Raw genomic sequence first — 24,946 nt, 5'->3', positions numbered from 1 at the left:
CTCATGGATAGCGGGCCAGGGTCAGGCCATCGATATCGATGGCCGGCGGGCTACCCGTGATGAGGTCCGCCACGATGCGGCCGGAGCCCAGCGACATGGCCCAGCCGGTCGAACCGTGACCAAGGTTCAGGAACAGATTGCGGACCGGCGTGGGACCCAGCAGGGGCGGTCCATCGGGCGTCATGGGACGGCGTCCGACCCAGAACTGCGCATCATCAAGATCGCCGGCCAGCGGAAACCAGTCACGCATCACCTGACGCAAGGTATGCAGACAAGCGGCGCGCAACTGCAGACGGTCATCGCCCAGTTCGGCGGTACCGGCCACCCGCACCACATCGCCCATGCGGGTGATGGCCGTCTTCAGGGATTCATCCATGACGGCCGCACGCGGTGCCGCCTCGGGAAAGCGGACGGGAATGGTGGCCGAATAGCCCTTGACCGGATACAGCGGCACACGGATGCCCAGCGGTGCCAGCAAGGCATGGCTGTCCACGCCGGCGGCAACCACCAGGGCATCGCATGCCAACTGCCCGGCTTGCCCTACGCTGCGCACCTGCAAACCCTGCACCTGTCCACCCTGCACCAGCAGACCGCTGACCTGCGTACCGAAGCGGAACTGCACGCCCATCTCCTCACACAAGCGCCGCAACTGGCGCGCGAAAACCGCGCAATCCCCGGCCTCGTCATCGGGCAGGTACAGGCCCGAAAGCGGTTCGATGCGCGCGTGCTGCAGCCCCGGTTCGGTCGCCACGCATTGCGCCGCGCTCAAGCGCTGGTGGGCAATGCCGGCTTCCTCCAGCAAGGCCAGTGCGGGGGCCGCCATGTCCTCGTCGAAGCGGCTGCGAAAGAGCTGCAGATAGCCCTGGCTGCGGCCGTAATCAAATGGATGCTGCGCCAGGAACTCGTGCAGGCAATCGCGGCTGTAATAGGCGATGCGCTGCATGCGCAGCTTGTTGCGGCGATAGCGCTCCAGCGTGCAGTTGCCCAGCCACTGGCTGATCCAGCGCCATTGCCGTGCACTCATCCGCGGCCGGAACACCACTGGCGAACTGGCCTTGAAGAGATACTTGAGGATCTTGCCCGGCATGCCCGGCGCTGCCCACGGCGCCACATAGCCGGGTGCGATCACGCCGGCATTGCCGGCGCTGGTCTGGCAGGCCACATCGGCCTCGCGTTCGATGAGCACCACCTCAACGTGGCGAGTGGCCAGCCAGTACGCGGTGGCCGTGCCGATGATGCCACCTCCGATGACGACGACTTTCATGTGCGCTGCACCTGCAAAAGAGTGAAGCATGGAAGGGACCGGCGCACTCGCCGGCAGCGAGACCGCAGTCTAGGGTGGAGCGCTGACACAAAAAAGGGCAAGAACGTCGAAATAGTGGTCTAAACTGACGTAATGACGTGCCGTTTCGTCTTTCTGTAGCGTTTACTGATTTTTTCCTCCCTTCCCCGGAGCCCACAGCATGATCAGACTGGACCTGCTGGACGATGTCGATCGCCAGATCATTTCGGAATTGCAGATGAATGCGCGGGCCTCGGTGGCCGACATGGCGCGCCGGCTGGACCTGGCGCGGACCACCATCATTGCGCGCGTGGAGCGTCTGGAAAAAAGCGGCATCATCGCCGGCTACACCCTGAAGCTGGGCAGTGACGTGCTCGATTCCAGCCTGCAGGCCTATGTCGGCATCACCCTGCAGCCCAAGGCGGGCAAGGATGTGGTGCGGCGCTTCAACCGCATGCCGGAAGTCCATCAGCTGTGCGCGGTCAGCGGCGAGTTCGACTATGTCGCATGGCTGCGCGTGAGCACGCCGGAGCAGCTCGACCGCATTCTGGACGAGATCGGCGAAATGGATGGCGTCATCAAAACCACCACCTCGGTCGTGCTGGCACGCAAGATCGACCGCGGCGATGCGCCCAAGACCCGCTGAACGGCCGTTCCGGACCAGGCGAACCGACAGAATGACGAAGTCGCACTACTTTCTGTAGTGCCGGACCCTGCTTTCTGACACATTGTCCGTATATTCTGTCCGCGAAGCTTCCTAGAATGAAGACCAGCCTCTTCGTCTCATTCACTCTGGAGTTTCATCATGCGCACCGTCTTGTTGGGTTCGGGCCACATTGGCCAAACGATTGCACGTCTGCTGTCCGACAGCGGCGACTACAACGTCACCATCGCCGACCGCGATGCCCAGGCCCTGCAGGCCGTCAGCGCGCTCAACATCGAAAAGGCCGTGGTCGATTCCTCGGATGCGCGGGCGCTGGAAGCACTGCTGCACCCGGCCGACATCGTGATCAACGCCCTGCCGTATCACATGGCCGTGAAGGTGGCCGGCGCAGCGCGCAATACCGGTACCCACTACTTCGATCTCACCGAGGACGTGCGGGCCACCAAGGCCATCGCCGCACTGGCTGCCGACGCGCCCGTGGCCTTCATGCCGCAATGCGGACTGGCACCGGGCTTCATCGGCATCGCCGCGCACCATCTGGCCGGTTCCTTCGACGAAGTGCATGACGTCAAGATGCGCGTCGGGGCGCTGCCGCAGTACCCTACCAACGAACTCAAATACAACCTGACCTGGAGCGTGGACGGACTGGTCAATGAGTACTGCCATCCCTGCGAAGCCCTGCGCGACGGCGTCAAGGTGGCGGTCGATCCGCTGGCCGACATCGAACATTTCTCGCTGGATGGCGTGGAGTATGAAGCGTTCAATACCTCCGGCGGGCTCGGCACGCTGTGTGAAACGCTGGCCGGCCGCATCCGCAATCTCGACTACAAATCGGTGCGCTATCCCGGTCACCAGCAGCGCATGAAATTCCTGCTCAGCGACCTGGGCCTGAAGCACGACCAGGAACTGCTCAAGACCATCCTGCGCAAGGCCGTCCCCACCACCATGCAGGACGTGGTGCTGGTGTTCGTGACCGTCAGCGGCATGCGCGGCGACAAGTTCGTCCAGGAAGTCTTCACCCGCAAGATTTTCGCCATTCATGAGGAAGGCCACTACGAGAGTGCGATCCAGAGCACCACCGCTTCCGGCGTCTGCACGGCGGTCGACCTGTTCCGGCTCGGCAAGTTGCCGCAGCGCGGCTTCATCAGCCAGGAGGCGATCAGCCTGCCGGATTTCCTGGCCAACCGCTTCGGTCAGGTCTACGCCTGATCCGCCTCGAGAGCGTCTTCCATGTCCCGCCCCCAGGATCCTGACGTGGAGGACCGGGGCACCGCGCCAGGCCTGCGCCTGCATCAGGCCAGCTGTCACTGCGGTGCCGTACGCTTCCGTTTCCTCTCCCATATCGAGGAGGTGGTCCAATGCAATTGCTCCTACTGCGTGCGCAAGGCCGCGCTGCACCATCGCATCGACGCCCGCCACTTCGAATTGCTGGCCGGCGCCCGGGCACTGAACCTGTACCGCTTCGGCACCCTGCGTGCCACGCATTTCTTCTGTCGCTTGTGCGGCACGCATACTCATTGCCACCCGCGCTCGGCACCTGCGCAGATCAACGTCAACGTGCGCTGCGTGGAAGACGTCCATCTCTGGCTGGCGACGGTGCGGGTGCGCGATCATGATGGCCGTGCATGGGCGCTCGACACACCCTGATGCCGCGCGCGCGACGATGTGCAGTGCGGCGTGCACGGCAACGCATTCCCGACGATAATTGTTTAAATAATTTTCAGGGAAACCGAAAATTGCAATTTGCAGATTGCAGTTCACAGATTCAGCTCACGGATTCAGCCTCAGCGGCCACGACAATAGCGACAAGAACGCGCCTGACGAAGGCAGACAGCAAGCACCATGCCGGCACATGCCTTCACCGTGGTGCAACACCGACCGTTCATGGTGCGGCCAGCCTCTTGCAAGAGGCTGGCCGGGCGAGTACTGCATCGATCAGCCGTGCGTATGGATGGCATGAAAATCGCTAGGTCGACCCCGCCTGCAATGCGCTTTGTACCGCAGTCTTTTTTCAAGTGAAACCCCGCAAGCACGAGCCACGACCCACCCTACCAGGAGACCCACATGAGCATTTCACGCAGACATTTCCTCCACTCGGCACTGGCCGGCACGGCCGTACTGACCCTGCCGGAAGTCTTCGCGCAGGATATCGAATCGACCATGGCGCGCGTCAAGCGTACCGGCAAGCTGCGCCTGGGTGCCATCAACGGTGCCATCCCCTATTTCAACAAGGATCTGGTGACGCAGGAGTGGAAAGGTTTCTGTGCTGATTTCGGCCGTGACCTGGCGCGCTATCTCAAGGCCGAAGTCGAATGGGTCGAGACCACCTGGGGCAATGCGGTGCTGGACGTGCAGACCAACAAGATCGATGCGCAACTGGCGATGGCACCCACACCACAGCGCCGCGAAGTGGTCGATTTCAGCAATCCGCTCTACAACAACATCAATACCGTGGTCGCCCGCAAGGGGCTGGAGTTCAAGGCCTGGGAAGATCTCAACAAGCCTGAAATCAAAGTCGCCGTGGACGTCGGCTCCTCGCACGACCAGCTGGTCACGCGCATTCTGCCCAAGGCCACCATCCTGCGCTTCGAGACCTCGGCCGCGGCCACCATGGCGCTGCAATCGGGACGCGCCGACTGCCAGGTGCTGGTGGTGCTGCTGTCGACCTCGCTGCTGGTGAAACTGCCCAACATCGGTCACATCGTCTTCCCCACACCGGATGAAACGGCCCCGACCAACATCGGCATCCGCAAGCAGGCCGATCAGAGTTTCGTGACCGCAGTGAACGGCTGGCTGGAGGAATCGCGCAAGGCCGGCCGCATCCGCGAAATCATCGTGGCCAACATGCAGAATCTCGCCAAGGTGCCCCCGACCGCTTTCCCACCGCAGCTCAAGTTCTGAGGAGCGGCCATGTACAGCTGGGATTTCGGGATGCTGTGGCAATACCGCGGCATCATCGTGTCGGGCGTCATCACCACGGTGCTCTTCACCGCCGTGGTCGTCGTCACCGGCCTGCTGGTAGGCGTGCTGGTGGGTCTGGGCCGGGTCTCCTCCAACCGCACCCTGTGCGGTGTGCTGCGCGGCTATGTGGAGGTGTTCCGCTGCACGCCGGTGCTGGTGCAGCTGATCTGGTTCTACTATGCGCTACCGGTACTGCTGGGCATCGAACTCTCGCCCTGGATGGCGGCTGCACTGGCGTTGACGCTGTATGGCGGGGCCTTCTACTCGGAGATCGTGCGAGGCGGGATCGTCTCCATCGATGCCGGGCAGACCGAGGCGGGCCAGGCCATCGGCATGACCCGCTGGCAGGTGATGCGGCGGCTGATCCTGCCACAGGCCTTCCGGCGCATGACGCCGCCGCTGGTGAGCCAGTCCATCATGCAATTGAAGAACACGTCCTTGCTCTCGGTGCTGGCCGTCCCCGACCTGGTCTACCAGGGCCAGCTGATCGCCCACGACACCTATCGCCCCCTGGAGATCTATACCCTGGTGGCGGTGCTGTATTTCATCATCCTGTTCCCGGCCACCGTGGTGGCCAAGCGGCTGGAACTGCATCAGATCAAGGCTTGAGGAAGCGCCATGAGCAAACCCATCATGATTTCTGTACGCGGCTTGAAGAAGTCCTTTGGCGACCAGACGGTACTGAGGGACATCAACCTGGAGATTGCCAAGGGCGAAGTGGTGGCCTTGATCGGTCCCTCGGGCTCGGGAAAATCCACCCTGCTGCGCTGCCTGAACCTGCTCGCCGCGCCCAATCACGGTGTCATCAAGATCGGCGGCGAGTGTTTTGACTTCGACCAGACGGTGCCGGAAAAGCTGAGCGACCGGACCATGGCACGTTTTCGCGCGCAGACGGGAATGGTGTTCCAGCACTTCAATCTGTTCCCGCACATGACGGTGGTGCAGAACGTGATGGAAGGCCCGGTCACCGTACTGCGCCGCCCCAAGGCGCATGCCCATGCCCAGGCGATGAAACTGCTGGCGCAGGTCGGACTGGCGGAGAAAGCGGAGATGTATCCCGAGAAGCTCTCCGGCGGCCAGAAGCAGCGGGTGGCCATCGCGCGGGCGCTGGCCATGGATCCGGAAGTGATGCTGTTCGACGAAGCCACCTCGGCACTGGATCCGGAGCTGGTCGGCGAGGTCCTCAACGTCATCAAGCAACTGGCCGAGCGCGGCATGACGATGATCCTGGTCACCCATGAAATCGCCTTTGCCCGCGAGGTTGCGGACAAGGTGATCTTCATGCGCGATGGTGTGGTGGTTGAGGCCGGGCCGCCGGCGCAGGTGATTGATGCGCCGACGCAGGCGGCCACCCAGGCTTTCCTCGCGCGGGTGCACAAGATCGCGGCCTGATCTCGGGAGCCCGGCTTCACTTGCCTCCGGTCACGTCGAGAAAGGTCCCCGTGCTGAAGGAAGCTTCCTCGCTGGCCAACCAGAGAATGGCGCGCGCCACTTCCTCGGGCTGTCCGCCCCTTCCCATGGGGATGGATTCGCGGACCCGGTTGACCCGGTCCGGTTCGCCGCCGCTGGCATGCATCTCGGTATAGATGTGACCGGGCCGCACGCAGTTGACGCGGATGCCTTCACGCGCCACTTCCTTGGCCAGGCCCGTGGTGAAGGTTTCCAGTGCGCCTTTTGAGGCGGCGTAGTCGACATACTCGTTGGGACTGCCCAGGCGGGCCGAGGCCGACGACACGTTGATCACCACCCCGCCCCTGCCCTGATGCCGATAGGCCATGCGCCGGACGGCCTGCTGCGCGCACAGCATGGGTCCGATGGCGTTGACCGCGAAGATGCGCTGCATGCGCGCGAAACCCAGGTCTTCCATGCGTGACTGGCGCTCCAGCATGGCCGCATTGTTGACCAGCACGTCGATACGGCCGAAGCGCGCATCGATGGCAGCGAAGAGCTGCGCCACCTGCTCCGGGTCGGCACTGTCGGCCTGCAGCGCCAGCACCCGTGCGCCGCGCTGCGCGATATCGGCCGCCACCGAATCGGCCGCGGCCGCATCGCGCAGGTAGCTGAAGGCCACGTCGTAGCCACGTTCAGCGGCCAGCCGCGCGGTGGCGGCGCCCATGCCGCGGCTGCCGCCGGTGATGAGGATGACGGGCTTGGTTGATGCGTGAGTCATGACAGATCTCCATGGAGTGAGCAAAACGGGAGGGGAGCAGGAACGGCCAGCGGATCAACCGATCAGTACCGTCCCCGCTGCGATGGCAGCACAGGCCAGCACACGTGGCCAAGTCAGCGTCTCGCCCAGAAACAGACGGCCGATGACGGCGGCGAACAGCACGCTGGTTTCGCGCAGTGCCGAGACCGCCCCCATCGGTGCCAGCGCCATGGCCTGGATGACGATGCCATAGGCCAGCAGCGAGACCAGTCCGCCAGCGAAGGCGGTGGCGCAGGTCGCCGCCGAGGCGGGGGGCTGCCACAATGCGCGGGGGCCGCGCCACACCACGAAGACGGCGGGCATCAGCAAACCCCAGCCGGCGCACATCCATGCGGTATAGGCCATGGGGCTGCCGGAGAGCCGCACGCCCAGGCCATCCACCACGCTGTAGGCCGCAATGAAGCAGCCGGTCCCCAGGGCATAGCGCAGTCCGGGCAACGCCATCCTGCTGCCCCTGAATGCCAACGCGATGATGCCGCCCGATACCAGTCCTGTTCCCAGCAGCGCCGCCGGCCCCGGCATCTCACCGGCCAGCAGGGCCGCACCCAGCGTCACCAGCAGGGGCGAGGATCCACGCGCGATCGGATAGGTCTGGCCCAGCTCACCGCTACGGTAACTGCGGACGAGGAACAGGTTGTAGCCCACGTGCAGCAGGGCCGAGAGCAGTCCGTACGGCCAACTGGCCGGCAAGGGCAGCGGCAGCCACGGCGTCACGGCCAGACTGGCCAACGCCACGGCCAGGCACATCACGGCCATTGACCAGAGACGGTCCGCGCCGTTGCGCAGCAGCGCATTCCAGCTGGCGTGCAGGAAGGCGGCAAGGAGGATGAGCAGGACGACGGGCAAAGGCATGCGCCATGGTAAGCAGGAGCGCCGCCGGACAGAAGCGAAGTCTCCTCATCCCGCCATGAGCAAATCCTCATACCTGGCGCCGAGGCGGTGACCTTGCATGTCAGTAGCGTGCACCGGCCGCCTGTGACTGCGCCTGCAGCCAGGCCCGGAAACTGGCCACGTGCGGCTGCGTTTCCACGCCCTTGGGACAGACGAAGTAATACGCCAGCGGAGAGGGCAAGGCCAGCTCGAACAGCCGCACCAGGCTGCCATTGGCCAGTTCCTGTTCGACGTGGCCGCTGCGGGCCAGGGCCACGCCCTGGCCCAGCAGCGCTGCTTCGATGGTCATGTTGGTATCGGCCAGGCGCACGCTTTCGCGCAGGGCCGAGACGCTCACCCCGGCTTGCTGGAACCACAGGTCCCATTTCGGCACCATGTCGGCCCCGGCCCGCGTGAGCAGGGGATAGCGGCGCAGGTCAGCCGGCTTGCGGGGCATGCCCAGGCGCGCCAGCAGGGCCGGGCTGGCCACCGGGAAGATCTGCTCGCGGAACAGGAATTCGGAAAACAGGCTGGGGTAGTGGCCGGGACCGAAGCGGATCGCCACATCCGGTTCGGCCGGCGTGAAGTGGATGGCCGTATCGGTGGTCTCCAGCGTCACCAGCAGCTCGGGATGGGCTTGCGCCAGCGCCGGCAGTCGGGGCAGCAGCCATTTCAGCGCAAAGGAATAGGTGGTGCTGACCTTCAGCGGCTGCCGCCCTTCCTGCGCGCGCAGCTCGGACAGCGTGGCCTCCAGCCTGGCGAAGAACTCGCGCACCACCGGCGCCAGCGCGGCCCCGGCCGGCGTCAGCGTGTTGGACTTGCCGCGCTGGAACAGCGCCATGCCCCACAACGCTTCGAGGTGGCGCAGCTGGTGGCTGACCGCACTCTGGGTGACATGCAGCTCTTCCGAGGCGGAGGTGAAGCTGGCATGCCGGGTCGCAACTTCGAAGGCACGCAACGTGGCCGTGGGGGGAAGGTCTCTCATGGGTGCGCTCAGGGGTGGACGGCTGGAAAAACCGGTCATGAATGAGAGCTCATGATAGCAACAGCCGCCGTCTTGCAGTCCGCAACGGCCCTCGCAAGCGGACGAGAATGCAGCGTAAAATCCAATCTATACACAACGTCTAATTTTAGATAATATGTATTGCATGAGCTCCCGCACCCGCAAAAAGAAACCCGACCGTCCCGACCACGCCCTGCTGCTTACACAGTTGCAGCAGGTAGCGCAAGGTCTGGGCGAGACCTTTGCGCCGTTCTGCGAAGTGGTGCTGCACGACCTGCGCGATGCGGATCACTCCATCGTCGCCCTGCACAACAACCTGTCCGGCCGCGAGGTCGGCGACGCCACTACCGAACTGGGTCTGGCGCGCATCGCCGACGAGAGCTATCCGCAAGTCCTCACCAATTACGCCAACACCTTGCCGGACGGGCGACAAGCCAAGAGCACCTCGATCGGCATCAAGGATGCCGATGGCAAATACGTGGCTGCGCTGTGCATGAACATCGACCTGACTCTGTTCGGCGCGCTGCAGGGCATGCTGCGCCAGTTCGGTGGCATCGACCAGGGCGTGCGCGTGGCCGAAACGCTGGAGCCGGCCGGTGCCGAAGGCCTGCGCAGCCGCATCGATGCCTTTGCCGCGCGGCTGTCGACCACGCCGCGCAGCCTCAAGGCCGAAGACCGCCGCCAGCTCATGCGTGAACTGCGCCAGTCCGGCTGCCTGGATATCCGGCGCGCGGCCGAGATCGTGGCCGCGCATCTGGGTGTCTCGCGCGCTACCGTCTACAACGACGAGAAGGAGTAAGCGCGGCCGTCACGCGCGCTCCCCGCCATATGCATCGTCACTGTCTCTTTCCATCCCACTTGAAGGAAACCTCATGATTCCCGTCTCCAGCGCTACCGAATCCCCCAGCTTCGCCGATGTCCTGCTGGCCGCCGAACGCATCAAGCCGTGGGCGCACAGAACGCCCGTCCTGCGTTCGCGCACGGCCGATGCAGAAGTGGGCGCACAGCTGTTCTTCAAGTGCGAGAACTTCCAGCGCATGGGGGCCTTCAAGTTCCGCGGTGCCATGAATGCGCTCTCGCAGTTCGACAGCGAACAGCGCAAGCATGGCGTCATCACCTTCTCCTCCGGCAACCATGCGCAGGGGACCGCGCTGGCCGCGCAATTGCTGGGCATTCCCGCCGTCATCGTGATGCCCGAGGATGCGCCGGCAGCGAAGGTCGCCGCCACGCGTGGCTATGGTGCCGAAGTGGTGATGTATGACCGCTATACCGAAGACCGCGAGGCCATCGGTGCGCGCCTGGCCGCCGAGCGCAAGATGACGCTCATCCCGCCCTACGATCATCCGCACGTGATGGCCGGGCAAGGCACGGCCACGCTGGAACTGCTGCAGGAAACCGGTCCGCTGGATGCGCTCTTCGTCTGCCTCGGCGGCGGCGGCCTGCTGTCCGGTGCGGCGTTGGCGGCGCGGGCACTGTCTCCCGATTGCAAGATTTATGGCGTCGAACCGGAAGCCGGCAACGACGGACAGCAGTCGCTGCGCGCGGGCCAGATCGTGCATATCGATACGCCCAAGACCATCGCCGATGGCGCGCAGACGCAGCATCTGGGCAAGTACACCTTCGACGTGATTCGCCAGCTGGTGGACGACATCCACACCGTCAGCGATGCCGAGCTGGTGTCCGGCCTGCGCTTCTTTGCCGAGCGCATGAAGATGGTGGTCGAGCCGACCGGCTGCCTGGGCTTTGCTGCCGCCCGCAAGCTGAAGGAGCAGCTGCAGGGCAAACGCGTGGGCGTCATCATCAGCGGCGGCAACATCGACCTGGGCAAGCTGTCGGGTTATTTGTCCTGATTATCTGGCGCATCAGTGAGCCCAATCGCACGCGACTTCGTTTTGGCCTACAGTGTTGAGCCCTCATCATTCAATGCTGATCCCTCCACTCACCCACAAGGACTGGAAACACCATGCCCCATCTCGTACTGGAATACACCGGCAATCTCGCCCTCGATGTGCAACCGACGCTGCTCAAGCTGAACCAGGCACTGGTGGCCAGCGGACACTTTGAAGAAACCGCCATCAAGGCGCGTGCCGTGCGTCTGGACAACTACCTGGTCGGTACCGCACCGGAGGCCAAACGTGCCTTCGTGGCGGTGCGCCTGGCCATCCTGACCGGTCGCACGCTGGAAGACAAGAAGCAGGTATCCGACCTGCTGGGCGCGGCACTCCAGAAGGACCAGAGCTGGCCCAAGGATCTGCAGGTACAGCTCACGGTGGAAGTGGTGGACATGCAGCGCGAGAGCTACTTCAAGCTCGCCCTGCAATAAGCTGCGGGCCTGCCTGCGCCATCACGGCGCGGCCCTCAAAACGAAAAGCCGCACGGTGCAGACCGGGCGGCTTTTTTTGCTGGTGCACGACAGGTGCGCGATATTGTTCTTGTGATGCCGCGCGACCGTGCGTGGTCAGTGCATCCGAGCTTCAGGATGCCAGTGCGGGTTCGCGCAGGAATTCGCGGAACTGCACCACGTTGCCTTCCGGATCAAAGCCATCGCAGGCACGGAAATCCGGACCACTCCATTCGTCCTCGGCCGCTTTCATGCCACCGCCGAGCTGCTGCGTGGCGAGTCGGGCGTGGGTGAGCGAACGCACGGGAAGGAACAGCTTCACCGGCACGTTCTCGCGCAGCACCGGTGGCGAAGTGATCTCCACCGTAGCTGCACTGGCTTGCGGAATCGCATGAATCACCAGCAGGAAATCCTCGGCTTCGATCACTACTTTCTCCGCCTGGGCCTGCTTGGGAACCACCGCCAGCACCTGCGCATAAAACGCGGCGAGGCGGGCTACATCTTTGGCGAACAGGACTGCGCCTGCTTTGGGCTGGGTCGACATCTCTGCTTTCAAAAACGTTGATCGGATCAAACAAGGAACGGCAGAGTTTATTTACGACCATCGCGCTTGGCAAGCATTAATCGTCTCCCTGTGGCGACAGCGTTATGTCTCCGCATGGCGACGCCCGTTCGTCGCCTTTCCCCCGACATATTGCAGAGCAATATAAGAATCCGCTGACACGCGAAAGTGGTGCTGTCCGATGTTCATTTCAGCGCGAAAAAACTAATGTCGCATATCGCCGGTAAGAGACTAATAAATCGTCAATTGTCAGCATGATCAGCCAAGCTGTTTGTATGTGATCGGAATAGCATCGTTTGCGCTACGAACGCGTATAAATTGTAAGAGGATGTTCCAAATCGGTTTACTTCCGAACTCGATCTGCTACCTTGATGTCGCAGGGCAACATGGTGTGTGGCGAAGAAAAAGAAAAATATTTCCACTTGCACACCGCTATGCCACGCCGTCCTCCCCACTGCAGTCCACTGCGCTGACGGCGACCAAACATAACGCAACACAACCCTCACGAGTATCGCGCCATGAACATTCGAGATTTGCACGCTCAGTACACTCCCGAACGCTCCATTTTCAAGCGGACCCAAGCTGCGCATCGCGCCATGACGGACAACGCCTCCCAGCGCATCGAGCTTGCGCACACCGACAGTGACGCCGATGCCTGGCTGGAGCCGGCCCTGTCCGACTTCATCTCGCTGGCCTCCAGCGTCTGCGGCACGCCCATGGGCATGTTCAGCCAGCTGCATGCCGACATCGGCCTGCAGCATCCTTACCTGTCGGTCAACAATGGCCGTGGCGATGCCCGCAACCAGTGGTGGCGCTTCCCCGGCCAGACCGGGGTGATGCGCAATGCGGTCGACTTCTCGCTGTGCGAAATGGCGGCACGTACGCCGGGCCAGATCACGGAAGTCAATGACCTGTCCAGCGATCTGCGCTTTGCCACCAGTGCGCTGGCACGCGGCAATCCGGCCGTGCGTTTTTATGCGGGTGTGCCGCTGGTGTCGGGCAATGGCGACATCCTGGGCACGCTGTGCGTGATGGACCGCGTACCGCGCACCCTGACCCCGGCACAACGTGACGCCTTCCAGAAACTGGCACGCCAGCTGGAAGCACAGATCGACAGCCATCGCGCCATGCAGAAGCTGGAACAGCAGACCATGACCGATGCCCTGACCGGCATCGGCAACCGCCGCAGTTTCGATTCGCGCCTTCGAGAAGAATGGACACGCCATCTGCGCAATGCCCGTCCGCTGACCATGCTGATGGTGGACGTGGACTACTTCAAGCAATACAACGACACCTATGGCCACCCGGCCGGTGATGCGCTGCTGGTGCAACTGGCGCGCGTGCTGCGCTCGCCGTTGCGGGCCAGCGACTTCCTGGCACGTTACGGTGGCGACGAGTTTTCGCTGATCCTGCCGGATACCGATGAGACCGGTGCCATGCAAGTCTCGGAACGTATCAAGCAATCCGTGGCCCGCGTGAAGTGGCCGCACACCGACATCGAGATCAGCCTGGGCGCGGCGACCGTGACGCCTTCGGAGATGTGCGACTTCAGCGCCTTGCTGCATGCGGCTGACCAGGCCATGTATCAGCGCAAGCATGGGCGCAATCCGCGCAATGCATGAGCTCGCTGCTTGCCGCTGCTGACGCTTGGGCAGGAACGAAAATCGCCGCTGTGAAAACAGCGGCGATTTTTTTATAGTCCGTAGCGAGCTCTTATCGCCCTTGACTGGCAGGCGGTTTGGAAAGCAGAGAGAGCGCCACCAGCATCGACAAGCCTACCACCACGGCCCCCGCGAGATACACGCTCTGTACCCCTGCATGGCTGGCCAGCGCACCGGCCAGCGGGCTGGTGATGCCCAGCGACAGATCCAGGAAGGCCACATACGCCCCCATGGCCAGGCCGCGCGTCTGCGGTGGTGCGCGGCGCATCGCTTCCACGCCAAATCCGGGGAACACCAGCGAATAGCCAAAACCGGTCAGTGCCGCACCCGCATAGGCCATCCAGGCGCTATCGGCCTGCCAGATCAGCAACTGCCCGCACACCTCGATGACCACACACACGAGCGCCACTTTTGCGCCACCGATCTGATCCGGCAGATGGGCAAAGAACAGGCGCGCCAAGATGAACGCCACACCAAAGCTGGTGAAGGCCAACGAGGAATCCCCCCACGACCGTGCCGCAAACAACAAGGCGATGAATGCCGTGATGACGCCGAAACCGACGCTGGCGAGAGCCAGCCCCAGGCCAGGCTGCCACACGGCACCCAGTACTTGGTAAAAGGGCGTGCGGCGGCTGGCACCGGGCGCTACGCCACGCAGGGGACTGACGGCCAGCAGCGCCCCTATCGGCAAGAGCACGCTCACACCGGCAATCCCCGCAAATCCCCAGGCCTTGCTGACGGCCACACCCAACGGTGCACCGCCGGCCATGGCTGCATAGATGGCGATGCCGAGCCAGGCCATCACCTTGCCGCCATGCTGCGGCCCGACCAGCGCGATGCCCCAGCCCATGGTGCCGGTGATGACCAGGCTCTCGCCCAGCGCCAGCAGGACGCGTCCCGCCAGCAGTACCGCCACCGAGATGGCAGGCTGGTCCAGCCACAGCAGAGAGGCCAGATAGATCAACCCCGACAGCGCTGCGGCCACGAAGCCGCCGACGACGGCGCGCTTGGGGCCACGCAGATCCGCCACGTTGCCGGCCCAGGCACGCGAGAGCAGCGCCGCTGCAAATTGCGCACCGACCACCACACCGACTACGGTGGCGTTCATGCCCAGTGCCTCCTTCAGGTGCAAGGGCAGCACCGGCAACTGCAGGCCGATGGTGAGAAAGGCGATGAAGACGGCCAGCGTCAGCGGTGCAAGCGCCTGCAGGACGGATGTGCCGGTGCCGGCGGCGGTGGCCGGCGGGATGGAGTGAGGCGGGTCTGCCTGTTTTCCGTTCATGGGAAACCTCGAAGAAAATTGTGAAGGGTGGACTCAGGAATGTTGCGGAAGTCCCGTTGATGGCAGGAACGCTGCGCAGTAGAATGCGACGAATCCGTCATATTCCGTCGAATGGCAGTATGTGACGGATTCGTCAGGTTTCCTAGTCGCATTCCATTTACGTCTTCGCCTCTTCCCCCTTCTCCCCATGAACAAGCCCCGCCGCCCCGAGATTTCCCTGCGCAAGACACCGCAACAGGCCCGCTCCACCGAGCTGGTGGCAGCCATCCTGGAAGCTGCTGTTCAGGTTTTGCTGCGCGAAGGTGCGCCGCGTTTCACGACCGCGCGCGTGGCCGAGCGCGCGGGCGTGAGTGTGGGATCGGTGTACCAGTATTTCCCCAACAAGGCGGCCATCCTGTTTCGCCTGCAGGCCGACGAGTGGCAGCAGACAACGGCGATGGTGCGCCAGCTGCTGCAGGAGACGGACAAGCCACCGGCACGCCGCCTGCGCGAACTGGTGCATGCCTTTTTGCGCAGCGAATTCGAAGAGGCCCAGGTACGGATGGCGCTGGCCGATGCCGCGCCGCTCTACCGCGATGCGCGCGAGGCTGAAGAAATGCGCCACGACTGGGACGGCATCATCGCGCAGTTCATGCGCGAAGCCTTGCCGGGGGTGTCCGCGCCGCGGCGCAAACGCGCGGGGCAATTGATGATGACCACACTCACCACGGCGGGCGAACATCTTTCGCGCGGCACGCTGCCTGAGAGGGAAATACGCGCCCATGGCGAGGCCATGGCCGACATGTTCTGCGCCTATCTGGACAGCCTGCAGCCACGCTGAACCGCGCTCACACCTTGCGCTTGCGCGGCACCGCCGTGGAAGCCCGCTGCACCAGCTGCGGTGTCGCCGTCACGCGCATCACGGGCGAGGGACTGCGGCCCTCGATCAAGGCCAGCAGCAGGTCGATGGACATGCGCGCCGCTTCTTCCGTCGGCACCGCCACGGTGGTCAGCGCCGGACGCGAGACCCGCGCCCACTGGATGTCGGTGATGCCGATCACCGAGATGTCGCGCGGCACATTCATCCCCAGGTCGGCGATGGCGTTCATCGCACCCAGTGCCGGCAGATCATTGCTGGCGAAGATGGCCGTGAGCTGCGGCTCCTCGCGCAGCAGCGCGATGGTGGCCTGATACCCCGCCTCGACCGTATCAGCGATGTAGCGCGCACTCTGCAAGGTGTGCTTGACGCCGGCAGCGGCACAGGCCTCGACAAAACCGCGATAGCGTTCCGCGTGGATGCCGCTCTTCTTGCTGCCGACCAGCGCACCGATGTGACGATGGCCGAGCCCCAGCAGGTGCTGCGCGGCAGTCGCGCCAGCCGCATAGAAATCCACCGCGATGCAGGGCAGCTCGGGCGGGGCGTCCGGTTTTTCCCACATGCACAGCACCACCGGGGCGCCACGCCGCTCGGTCTTCTTGAGCTCGTCCATGGGCAGGTTGGCATTCATGATGAGCACGCCGTCGGAGAGCGTTCCGGCGATCTGGTCAAGGTAGGCGCGGCCGGTGTCGGGATCGTCGTTGGTATTGCAGACGATCAGGAAGCGGCCGCGCTCGCGCGCCGCACGCTCGGCCGCCAGGGCGAATTCCGGATAGAAAGGGTTGGCGATGCTGGAGACCACCAGCGCCAGCGTGGGCGCGCGCCCCTCAGCCAGGGCACGTGCGGTCAGGTGCGGACGATAGCCGAGCTGGGCGACCGCCTCCAGCACGCGCTGGCGCGTCTGCTCGCCGACCTTGCCGCGCTGGCGCAGGACATTGGACACAGTGGCCGAGGTGACACCGGCCAGACGGGCAACTTCGGATAAGGTGGTCATGGGTGCATGGAGTTGGAAGCCCTCGCATTCAAACCGCTTATGACGGGCTTGTCAACGCGCACACGCGGGCCGCGCTGCTCAAACTGAAGACGCGCCGCGCAGCCGATCCGTAAATGATTTACGCATTGTTCATCCGCGCCCCACTCCTTCAGAGGAACACAATCCTGACAAAACGCTGGCAGTTTTTCGTTACAGGATTGTTGTTGCAGAGGCCATCCAAGATGGGTATGATCAACCAAAATATTTGCCAACCCAACACGGCAACACGCTCAGAACAACGACGTGGAGACAACCCCCCGATTGCATACAGGAAACTCAGGCGATCTTTTTTTTGGGTCACTTGATTAAGCGCTTAACCTGACGCCGCACCTGCCTCGTGGTGCCCTGCCCTGCAATCCATTTCTGCTAGGAAAACGTGATGGCCAGCATCAGCTTGCGTGCAGCACAAAAAGCCTACGGCGACGCACCGCCGGTAATCCGCAATGTCGATCTCGACATTGGCGAACATGAATTCTGTGTTTTCCTGGGTCCCTCCGGCTGCGGCAAATCCACGCTCCTGCGCAGTATCGCGGGGCTGGAAGATCTCACCAGCGGCGATCTCTTCATCGGCGGCAAGCGCGTCAATGACGTGCCGTCGGCGCAGCGTTCGGTAGCGATGGTGTTCCAGAGCTATGCGCTGTTCCCGCACATGACGGTGTATGAAAACATGAGCTTCGGCCTGACCCTGGCCAAGCTGCCCAAGGCCGAGATCGAGCAGAAGGTGCGCGAAGCGGCGCGCATCCTGCAGCTGGAAGAACTGCTGCAGCGCAAGCCCAAGGAACTCTCCGGCGGCCAGCGCCAGCGCGTGGCCATCGGCCGCGCCATCGTGCGCCGTCCCGGCGTGTTCCTGTTCGACGAACCGCTCTCCAACCTCGACGCAACCCTGCGCAGCCAGACCCGCATCGAGATCGCGCGCCTGCATCGCCAGTTCGAACAGGCCAGCGTGGTCTACGTCACGCACGACCAGGTCGAGGCCATGACCCTGGCCGACCGCATCGTGCTGCTGCATGCCGGTGCCGATACCCAGCGTTTCGGCAGCATCGCCCAGGTCGGTGCGCCCATGGAGCTGTATCACCATCCGCGCAATCGTTTCGTGGCCGGTTTCATCGGTTCGCCGCGCATGAACTTCCTGCCCGCGCAGGTGGTGAATGCGCAGGAGAACGGCATCCTGATCCGCCTGCAGCACAGCGAGGAAACCCTGCTGGTGGCGGCCAAGGGACCGGTGCAGCCGGGCCAGCCGGTGACCCTGGGCGTGCGCCCCGAACACATGGAAATCGGCAGCCAGGGCCAGTACGGCATCACCCGCGAAGTGATGCTGGTGGAGCGCCTGGGCGAGCAGACCTATGTGCACCTGGACGAACCGGCCGGCCAGCCGCTGGTGGCCAAGGCCCCGGGCGATGCCCACATCGCGCGCGGCGAGCGCCTGCGCGTGTCGGTCGCGCCGAGCTGCGCCTACCTGTTCGATGCGGACGGGGTGGCGCTGGCGCGCACACAAGTTCATCCGGGCCTGGCCGCCGCAGCCTGAACAGGCAGTGCGCACGCGCCCTCTTCTCTTGACGCTTCACTACCGCTAAGGAACCACGATCATGTCGTTACGATTGGGAGTCTGTTACTACCCCGAACATTGGCCCGAGGCCATGTGGGAAAGCGATGCCCAGCGCATGAAGGCGCTCGGCATCAAGCAGGTGCGCATCGGCGAATTCGCCTGGAGCCGCATCGAGCCCTCGCCCGGCGACCTGCGCTGGGACTGGCTGGACCGCGCCATCGAGGTGCTGGCCAGCCACGGTCTGGAAGTGGTGATGTGCACCCCGACCGCGACCCCGCCCAAGTGGCTCATCGACCGTCATGACGACGTGCTGGCGGTGGATGCCAACGGCCGCGAACGCGCCTTCGGTTCGCGCCGCCATTATGATTTTTCCTCGGACTCGTATTACGAAGAATCGCAGCGCATCGTGCGCCTGCTGGGCGAACGCTACGGCCAGCATCCGGCGGTGACCGCCTGGCAGCTGGACAATGAATACGGCTGCCACCAGACCGTGGTCAGCTATTCGCCCTCGGCCCAGCGCCGCTTCCGCCAGTGGCTGCGCCAGCGCTATGGCAGCATCGATGCGCTCAATACCGCGTGGGGCACGGTGTTCTGGAGCATGGAATACCGCAGCTTCGACGAGATCGATGCGCCCGTCGGCACCGTCACCGAGGCCCATCCCTCGCATCGTCTGGACTATCGCCGCTTTGCCTCGGACGAAGTGGTGCGCTACAACCGCATGCAGGTCGAGATCCTGCGCCCGCTCTCGCCGGGCCGGCTGATGGTGCACAACTTCATGCAGATGTTCCTGGAGTTCGATCATTATCCGGTAGCGGCCGACCTCGATGTCGCCACCTGGGACAGCTACCCGCTGGGTGCGCTGGAAGTGATGTGGTACGACGCCGAGACCAAGGCCCGCTGGCTGCGCACCGGCCATCCCGATTTCGCCAGCTTCAACCACGACCTGTATCGTGGCATGTCGGCCCAGCCGTTCTGGGTGATGGAACAGCAGCCCGGCCCGGTGAACTGGGCGCACTGGAATCCGGCCCCGCTGCCCGGCATGGTGCGCTTGTGGAGCTGGGAAGCCTTCTCTCATGGCGCCGGCTGCGTCTCCTACTTCCGCTGGCGCCAGTGCCCGTTCGCGCAAGAACAACTGCATGCGGGCCTGAACCGCCCGGATAATCGCCTCGACGTGGGCGGTACCGAAGCGGAGCGCGTGGCCCAGGAAATCATCGCGGTGGAAAACGCCAACGGTGCCTTGGCCCAGCCGCGCGGCAAGGTGGCGCTGCTGTTCGACTACGATGCCAAGTGGCTCTTCGAGATCCATTTCCAGGGCATCGATTTCGAATATGCGCATTTCGCTTTCGACTATTACTCGACCCTGCGTTCGCTGGGTCTGGATGTGGACATCGTCCCGCTCAACGCCGATCTGCAAGGCTACGCCATGATCGTGGTGCCGCCGCTGCCCATCGTGCCGGACGACCTGCCGGGCCGCATCGCAGACAGTGGCGCGCAGGTGGTGTTCGGTCCGCGCAGCGGCTCCAAGACCAAATCGCTGCAGATTCCTTCGACCCTGCCGCCGGGCCCGCTGCAGCAGTTGCTGCCGATGCGCGTATGGCGCGTGGAATCGATGCGCCCCAACGTCAGCGAAACAGTACGGTTCGGTACGGAAGAAGGCCAGGCCCGCTACTGGCGCGACCTGATCGAAGCCGATGGCGACGGCCTGCAGACCATTGCCACCTTCGCTGACGGCCACCCGGCCATCGTGCAGAAGGAGCGTGCGCACTACCTGGCTGGGATCTTCGATGCCGGGCTGGCCACGCGCTACTTCGAGCAGGTGGCGCGCGCCGCCGGACTGGCTCCGCAACGTCTGCCAGAAGGCCTGCGCCTGCAGCAGCGCGGCGGCCTGCAGTTCGCCTTCAACTACAGTGACGCACCGATCACGCTGCCGCATGCCGACGGCGCGCAGTTCCTGGTCGGACAGGCAGCGCTGGAACCGCAGGGCGTGGCGATTTATCGTCCGCGTACGCAAGGATAAGCAACACGCCGGCCTCACTCTGGAAGACAGCACGGCGGCTGCGGCAGCCGTGCATGAGCAGGCGACAGAACCTGCAGGATCCTGGAAAAATCTGGAAGATCCACGACACCGCCGTATCAACTTTTTAGAACTTCAAGACTTTTTAAACTTTATAAATTTTATAAACTGTTTAGCGGTTTCAATGGTTTCAACTGTCTGAACCAAACATTCGGAGACAACAATGAAGAAAATGATGCGCATGACCGTGATCGCCGGCTGCCTGGCCGCCTCCGCCGCCTGGAGCGCCGCCGCCCTGGCCGGCACGCTGGCCGTCAACATCGCCTACAAGGGCGCCGTACAGCGCACCGTGTGGCAATCCACGGTCGATGAATTCAAGAAGGCCAACCCGGACGTCGACGTCAAGGTGTCCTTCATCGAGGAAGAAGCCTACAAGGTACAACTGCCGGGCTGGCTCTCGACCCAGGCCCCGGACATCATCAACTGGCACAACGGCGAACGCATGGCCTTCTACGCCAGCCGCGGCCTGCTGGAAGACCTGAGCGACGACTGGAAGAAGAACGGCTGGGACAGCACCTACGCCTCCACCAAGGAAGCCTCGTCCTGGCAGGGCAAGCAATACTCGGCACCGACCGTGTATTACTCCTGGGGCATGTTCTATCGCAAGGACCTGTTCAAGAAGGTCGGCATCGCGGCCGAACCCAAGAGCTGGGATGAATTCCTGGAGGCCTGCAAGAAGTTGAAGGCCGCCGGCATCGCCCCCATCGCCGTGGGTGGCCGTGACGCCTGGACCCTGGCCGGCTGGTTCGATTACCTCGACCTGCGCATCAACGGCAACGCCTTCCACCAGCAGTTGATGGCCGGCGACGTCGCCTACACCGACCCGCGCGTCAAGAAGGTCTACACCGCCTGGAAGAGCCTGATCGACAACAAGTATTTCATCGACAATGCGCTGTCCTATGACCTGGATGGTGCCCAGCCCTTCCTGTTCCAGGGCAAGGCCGCCATGATGCTGATGGGCACCTTCATCGCCAAGGGCTTCCCGGCCAAGCTGGCACCGGAGATGGGTTACTTCCAGTTCCCCATCATCGATGCCAATGTGCCGACCGCCGAAGAAGGTCCGACCGAATCCATCCACATCCCGGCCAAGGCCCGCAACAAGACCGATGCGCGCCGCTTCATCGCCTTCGTCGGCACACCGGCCATCAGCGCCAAGCTGGCCGATGGCCTGGGTTCGCTGCCGGCCAACAGCAAGTCGCCGGCCCCGGCCGATCCGATCTCGCGCATCGGCTTCGAGATCCTCTCCAACGCCAAGGGCGGCATCTCGCAGTTCTATGATCGCGACATGACCAAGGAAATGGCCGATGAAGGCATGAAGGGCATGCAGAAGTTCGTCAGCGATCCGACCAAGATCGATGACGTGCTCAACGAGCTGGAACAAAGCCGCAAGCGTATCTACAAGAAGTCCTGATCGTCGTTGTTGATGCCTGGCTGGTCCAGGCAGCCCATCCGGGCCATTCCGCCTGCCCCGTGCAGCAGCGGAATGGCCCGCAGAAAAAGAAGGAGCCCCCGCCATGCTAGCGCCCACATCCGCCGCGCAGCCGCCTGCGACCCAACCTGCTGCCACGCCGGTCTCCGGCCCGCAGCGCAGTGCCGCCCGCCGCAATCGCGCCGCCTTCTGGTTCCTGGCGCCGGCCTGCGTGATGACGCTGGTCTACGTGCTGTACCCGATTCTCTATACGATCTATCTCAGCTTCTTCAGCTGGGATGGCATGACCGCTCCCAAGTACGTGGGCCTGGCGAACTACATCGAACTGTTCCATGCGCCGACCTTCTATACGGCCTTGAAGAACAACGTGCTGTGGCTGCTCATGTTCCTGCTGGCCCCGCCCATGGGCCTGGCCATCGCGCTTTACCTGAACCAGAAAGTGGCCGGCATGCGCGTGGTGAAGTCGTTGTTCTTCGCGCCCTTCGTGCTCTCGGGCGTGGTGGTCGGGCTGATCTACAGCTGGTTCTATGACCCCAGCTTCGGCCTGCTGTCGCTGATCCTGGGCCAGGGCGTGCCGGTGCTGGGCGATGCGCGCTATGCCACCTTCGGCATCATCTTCGCCGCCCTGTGGCCGCAGACGGCGTATTGCATGATCCTGTTCCTCACCGGTCTCACCGCCCTGAACCATGACCAGGTGGAAGCGGCCCGCATGGAAGGGGCCAAGGGCTGGAGCATGCTGCGCTACGTGATCCTGCCGCAGTTGCGTTCAACCACCTTCATGGCCTTCGTGGTCAGCATCATCGGCGCGCTGCGCAGCTTCGACCTGATCTCGGTGATGACCAGCGGCGGTCCTTACGAAAGCTCCACCGTGCTGGCGTATTACGCCTATGACCAGGCCATCAAGTATTACCGCCAGGGATATTCGGCGGCCGTGGCGGTGACGCTTTTTGCCATCATGCTGGTCTACATCATCTATCAACTGCGCCGCATGCTGCGCGACGAACGCTGATCATCCGTCGCCGCACGTCCATCGCCCAACGTTCAAGAGAAAAGAGAGATCGCCATGTTCCCCATGCCGATAGAAAAATGGAAGCCGATCAACCGCGCGCTCTACCGGGCTTCGCTGCCGGTGGCGCTGCTGATCTGGCTGCTGCCGATGCTGACCGCACTGGTCACCTCGATCCGCTCCAACGATGAACTGATGGCCGGCAACTACTGGGGCTGGCCGCAGGACTTCGCCATGCTGGAGAATTACCGCGAGGCGCTGACCGCCTCGCCCATGCTGCATTACTTCTGGAACAGCTGCCTCATCACCATTCCCTCTGTGATCGGCGCGATTTCGCTGGCGGCCATGGCCGGCTTTGCGCTGTCGACTTACCAGTTCCGTGGCAACACGGTGCTGTTCGCCACCTTCGTGGCCTGCAACTTCGTGCCGCAGCAGATCCTGATGATTCCGGTGCGCGACCTGTCGCTGTCGCTGGGCCTGTTCAACACCATCACCGGGATGATGCTGTTTCATATCGCCATGCAGACCGGATTTTGCACCTTGTTCCTGCGCAATTTCATCAAGCAGCTGCCCTTCGAGATGATCGAGGCGGCGCGCATCGAAGGGGCCAGCGAGTGGACCGTGTTCTATCGCATCGTGCTGCCGCTGATTCGCCCGGCACTGGCAGCGCTGGCGGTGCTGGTATTTACCTTCGTATGGAATGATTACTTCTGGGCGCTGGTGCTGACCCAGGGCGATGACGTGGCGCCCATCACCGTGGGCGTGGCGGCGCTGCGCGGGCAATGGACCACGGCCTGGAACCTGGTCTCGGCCGGTTCCATCCTGGCAGCGCTGCCTTCGGTGATCCTGTTCTTCGTGATGCAGAAGCAGTTCGTGGCCGGGCTGACCTTCGGGGCCAGCAAGGGCTGAAGGATCGCGGCCGGCGCTTACTGCAGGGTCGCGACGCCCGCCCCGGGCGTTTGCGCTGGTACCGGGGGCGGCACATCGGTGTGGATCATGAGCACCGTGCAAAGGCGTGCAGTCGCGCCATTCTTGGACAACAGCGCGCCTTTGCCGTTGTAGATCTTGCCGTTGCCCATGAAGACGCCGTCAATCTTGAAGGTCCACGAAATGGCCGGGTTCTCCAGCCGGTATCCCATCCCGGCCAGGCTCAGGGACTCGCCGGAGATGGTGCCCGACATCACTTCTTCGGCGATCTTGTTGCGCCGTTTGATGACCACACGGTTGCCGTCCACCTGGGCATTGAAATTGGCCTGGAAGGGCTGCGAATCCTTGTTGAAGCGGCTGGCATCGCAGGACATGACGGCGCGCCAGCGACCGTCCGGCGGGCTCGGCTCCGAGCTGGCCGTGCCCCCGGCGATACCGGCAGAGGGCAGCACTCCCAGCTTGCCACCAAGAATCACGGTGATGGAATCAGGGTAATCGAAACCGGCACCGCTATTGCGGTCGATGGCATAGCCGATCAACCCGCCTGCAAGCACATTGCCCCAGACGTTGGTATTGGCACGGGAGACTGCTTTCTGTTGTCCGACCACGCCATCTTTGGCGCATTCGACCATCAGGTCGGCAGTGCTCTTCTTGATCGTCACGCTGCCGGGTGTTTTGACAAACCATTGACCCGCATCGTTGGTCAGGGTGCAACTGGCCCCGGAAATGATCTGGTTGCCCTGCGTGGCCTGAACCGAAACGGGTTGCGTCTGCGTGCCCGTGATGGAGGCACAACCGCTCAGCAGCAAGGCTGCCATGCATACCAGCATTCTCAACATGAAATCCCCGATGTTCCTTGCGCGCCCGCGCGTGTTGTCGTTCTCGTTGTCGCATCCCTCGATGGCGGGCCTCAGGCCTGCCATCCAGCGAGAATATAGCCGAGCTGCGCGTCGCGTGACTGACGAATCACTGACAGGAAAAAGAAAATATTTCAGCTGAAATACGCGCGTGGTTTTTTGACATACGGCCGTGATGACAGCGGCGCACGATGTCTCCATCGACACCGCAACCCAAGGAGAACATCATGCATACCACCACCCTGCGCCTGGCCGTGTTCATCGGCATGTTGAGCATGACTGTCGAGGCCCACGCCGGACGCGGCGGGGCGATGCTGTTCAAGGACCTGACGCGGCTGTTCAGCCACCTGTTCCACCAGTACACCGGTGGCTGAACTGCGCGA

General features: G+C 63.4%; 26 protein-coding genes. 18 read left to right on the top strand and 8 right to left on the bottom strand.

Features of this window, described 5'->3' with window-relative positions:
- Position 1: 1 nt before the first annotated feature.
- On the bottom strand, positions 2-1,264 hold the full coding sequence (locus ACWFUC_RS06435; RefSeq protein ID WP_489624414.1) for a D-amino acid dehydrogenase: 1,263 nt from the start codon (positions 1,262-1,264) through the stop codon (positions 2-4).
- A 199-nt stretch (positions 1,265-1,463) separates the two neighbouring features.
- Here ACWFUC_RS06435 and ACWFUC_RS06430 point away from each other — a divergent pair, with 199 nt between their 5' ends.
- The 6 genes from ACWFUC_RS06430 to ACWFUC_RS06405 all read left to right on the top strand — a co-directional run bounded on the left by ACWFUC_RS06430 (position 1,464) and on the right by ACWFUC_RS06405 (position 6,299).
- Entirely contained in the window at positions 1,464-1,928 is a 465-nt protein-coding gene (locus tag ACWFUC_RS06430; protein WP_039787628.1) for an Lrp/AsnC family transcriptional regulator, read from the top strand.
- 159 nt (positions 1,929-2,087) lie between these two features.
- On the top strand, positions 2,088-3,155 hold the full coding sequence (locus ACWFUC_RS06425; protein ID WP_489624413.1) for a saccharopine dehydrogenase family protein: 1,068 nt from the start codon (positions 2,088-2,090) through the stop codon (positions 3,153-3,155).
- Positions 3,156-3,176: 21 nt separating this feature from the next.
- Complete coding sequence (locus ACWFUC_RS06420; RefSeq protein WP_489624412.1) at positions 3,177-3,593, top strand: GFA family protein; 417 nt, start codon at positions 3,177-3,179, stop codon at positions 3,591-3,593.
- A gap of 417 nt (positions 3,594-4,010) precedes the next feature.
- Positions 4,011-4,847: a transporter substrate-binding domain-containing protein gene (locus ACWFUC_RS06415; protein ID WP_034331134.1), complete on the top strand. Its 837-nt coding sequence runs from the start codon at positions 4,011-4,013 to the stop codon at positions 4,845-4,847.
- 9 nt (positions 4,848-4,856) lie between these two features.
- Positions 4,857-5,516: an amino acid ABC transporter permease gene (locus tag ACWFUC_RS06410; protein ID WP_287019358.1), complete on the top strand. Its 660-nt coding sequence runs from the start codon at positions 4,857-4,859 to the stop codon at positions 5,514-5,516.
- Positions 5,517-5,525: 9 nt separating this feature from the next.
- On the top strand, positions 5,526-6,299 hold the full coding sequence (locus ACWFUC_RS06405; RefSeq protein ID WP_039787624.1) for an amino acid ABC transporter ATP-binding protein: 774 nt from the start codon (positions 5,526-5,528) through the stop codon (positions 6,297-6,299).
- A gap of 16 nt (positions 6,300-6,315) precedes the next feature.
- Here the strand turns inward: ACWFUC_RS06405 and ACWFUC_RS06400 are convergent, their stop codons facing one another.
- The 3 genes from ACWFUC_RS06400 to gcvA all read right to left on the bottom strand — a co-directional run bounded on the left by ACWFUC_RS06400 (position 6,316) and on the right by gcvA (position 8,971).
- The gene (locus tag ACWFUC_RS06400) at positions 6,316-7,077 is read right to left on the bottom strand and encodes an SDR family oxidoreductase (protein ID WP_489624411.1); all 762 of its coding nucleotides are present in this window, start codon (positions 7,075-7,077) and stop codon (positions 6,316-6,318) included.
- Positions 7,078-7,131: 54 nt separating this feature from the next.
- Complete coding sequence (locus ACWFUC_RS06395) at positions 7,132-7,968, bottom strand: DMT family transporter (protein ID WP_209568239.1); 837 nt, start codon at positions 7,966-7,968, stop codon at positions 7,132-7,134.
- A gap of 100 nt (positions 7,969-8,068) precedes the next feature.
- Positions 8,069-8,971, bottom strand: coding sequence for a transcriptional regulator GcvA (gene gcvA, locus ACWFUC_RS06390; RefSeq protein ID WP_134135724.1), 903 nt, complete (start codon positions 8,969-8,971; stop codon positions 8,069-8,071).
- 154 nt (positions 8,972-9,125) lie between these two features.
- Here gcvA and ACWFUC_RS06385 point away from each other — a divergent pair, with 154 nt between their 5' ends.
- The 3 genes from ACWFUC_RS06385 to ACWFUC_RS06375 all read left to right on the top strand — a co-directional run bounded on the left by ACWFUC_RS06385 (position 9,126) and on the right by ACWFUC_RS06375 (position 11,312).
- Positions 9,126-9,788 (top strand): helix-turn-helix transcriptional regulator, encoded by a 663-nt coding sequence (locus ACWFUC_RS06385; RefSeq protein WP_489624410.1) that lies wholly within the window; start codon positions 9,126-9,128, stop codon positions 9,786-9,788.
- A gap of 73 nt (positions 9,789-9,861) precedes the next feature.
- Entirely contained in the window at positions 9,862-10,839 is a 978-nt protein-coding gene (locus tag ACWFUC_RS06380; protein WP_121042449.1) for a threo-3-hydroxy-L-aspartate ammonia-lyase, read from the top strand.
- Between the two features lie 113 nt (positions 10,840-10,952).
- Positions 10,953-11,312 (top strand): 5-carboxymethyl-2-hydroxymuconate Delta-isomerase, encoded by a 360-nt coding sequence (locus ACWFUC_RS06375; RefSeq protein WP_489624409.1) that lies wholly within the window; start codon positions 10,953-10,955, stop codon positions 11,310-11,312.
- Positions 11,313-11,463: 151 nt separating this feature from the next.
- On the opposite strand, the gene ACWFUC_RS06370 is transcribed toward ACWFUC_RS06375, so the two are convergent.
- Complete coding sequence (locus ACWFUC_RS06370; RefSeq protein WP_489624408.1) at positions 11,464-11,874, bottom strand: VOC family protein; 411 nt, start codon at positions 11,872-11,874, stop codon at positions 11,464-11,466.
- Positions 11,875-12,425: 551 nt separating this feature from the next.
- Here ACWFUC_RS06370 and ACWFUC_RS06365 point away from each other — a divergent pair.
- A complete protein-coding gene (locus tag ACWFUC_RS06365; RefSeq protein ID WP_121042444.1) occupies positions 12,426-13,514 on the top strand; it encodes a GGDEF domain-containing protein in 1,089 nt (362 codons plus the stop codon).
- A 91-nt stretch (positions 13,515-13,605) separates the two neighbouring features.
- Here the strand turns inward: ACWFUC_RS06365 and ACWFUC_RS06360 are convergent, their stop codons facing one another.
- A complete protein-coding gene (locus tag ACWFUC_RS06360; protein ID WP_489624407.1) occupies positions 13,606-14,835 on the bottom strand; it encodes an arabinose transporter in 1,230 nt (409 codons plus the stop codon).
- Positions 14,836-15,022: 187 nt separating this feature from the next.
- Here ACWFUC_RS06360 and ACWFUC_RS06355 point away from each other — a divergent pair, with 187 nt between their 5' ends.
- Positions 15,023-15,655 carry a TetR/AcrR family transcriptional regulator gene (locus tag ACWFUC_RS06355; protein ID WP_489624406.1) on the top strand — a complete coding sequence of 211 codons (633 nt, stop codon included), beginning with the start codon at positions 15,023-15,025 and terminating at the stop codon, positions 15,653-15,655.
- 7 nt (positions 15,656-15,662) lie between these two features.
- Here the strand turns inward: ACWFUC_RS06355 and ACWFUC_RS06350 are convergent, their stop codons facing one another.
- A complete protein-coding gene (locus tag ACWFUC_RS06350) occupies positions 15,663-16,685 on the bottom strand; it encodes a LacI family DNA-binding transcriptional regulator (RefSeq protein ID WP_489624405.1) in 1,023 nt (340 codons plus the stop codon).
- Between the two features lie 418 nt (positions 16,686-17,103).
- Between ACWFUC_RS06350 and ACWFUC_RS06345 the strand changes: the two genes are divergently transcribed.
- From ACWFUC_RS06345 to ACWFUC_RS06325, 5 genes are all read left to right on the top strand, one after another.
- Positions 17,104-18,249: an ABC transporter ATP-binding protein gene (locus ACWFUC_RS06345; protein WP_134221106.1), complete on the top strand. Its 1,146-nt coding sequence runs from the start codon at positions 17,104-17,106 to the stop codon at positions 18,247-18,249.
- Between the two features lie 61 nt (positions 18,250-18,310).
- Positions 18,311-20,287, top strand: a complete 1,977-nt coding sequence (locus tag ACWFUC_RS06340) for a beta-galactosidase (protein WP_489637506.1) — start codon at positions 18,311-18,313, stop codon at positions 20,285-20,287.
- Between the two features lie 220 nt (positions 20,288-20,507).
- Complete coding sequence (locus ACWFUC_RS06335; RefSeq protein ID WP_288065308.1) at positions 20,508-21,755, top strand: ABC transporter substrate-binding protein; 1,248 nt, start codon at positions 20,508-20,510, stop codon at positions 21,753-21,755.
- A 103-nt stretch (positions 21,756-21,858) separates the two neighbouring features.
- Positions 21,859-22,782: a carbohydrate ABC transporter permease gene (locus tag ACWFUC_RS06330; protein ID WP_034331164.1), complete on the top strand. Its 924-nt coding sequence runs from the start codon at positions 21,859-21,861 to the stop codon at positions 22,780-22,782.
- Between the two features lie 54 nt (positions 22,783-22,836).
- Positions 22,837-23,688 (top strand): carbohydrate ABC transporter permease, encoded by an 852-nt coding sequence (locus ACWFUC_RS06325; RefSeq protein WP_039789561.1) that lies wholly within the window; start codon positions 22,837-22,839, stop codon positions 23,686-23,688.
- Positions 23,689-23,705: 17 nt separating this feature from the next.
- Here ACWFUC_RS06325 and ACWFUC_RS06320 read toward each other — a convergent pair whose 3' ends face one another.
- Complete coding sequence (locus tag ACWFUC_RS06320; protein ID WP_489637505.1) at positions 23,706-24,524, bottom strand: hypothetical protein; 819 nt, start codon at positions 24,522-24,524, stop codon at positions 23,706-23,708.
- Between ACWFUC_RS06320 and ACWFUC_RS06315 the strand changes: the two genes are divergently transcribed.
- Together ACWFUC_RS06315 and ACWFUC_RS06310 are read left to right on the top strand one after the other, a co-directional pair.
- Positions 24,523-24,705, top strand: a complete 183-nt coding sequence (locus ACWFUC_RS06315; protein WP_166675782.1) for a hypothetical protein — start codon at positions 24,523-24,525, stop codon at positions 24,703-24,705. The two genes, ACWFUC_RS06320 and ACWFUC_RS06315, sit on opposite strands and share 2 nt — an antisense overlap.
- 85 nt (positions 24,706-24,790) lie before the next feature.
- Positions 24,791-24,937 (top strand): hypothetical protein, encoded by a 147-nt coding sequence (locus ACWFUC_RS06310; RefSeq protein WP_158601263.1) that lies wholly within the window; start codon positions 24,791-24,793, stop codon positions 24,935-24,937.
- Positions 24,938-24,946: the final 9 nt, after the last annotated feature.

It is taken from the genome of Herbaspirillum sp. Her4 (assembly GCF_057961335.1).
Note: the sequence above shows the minus strand (reverse complement) of the source record. Positions and strands in the feature narration are given on the sequence as shown.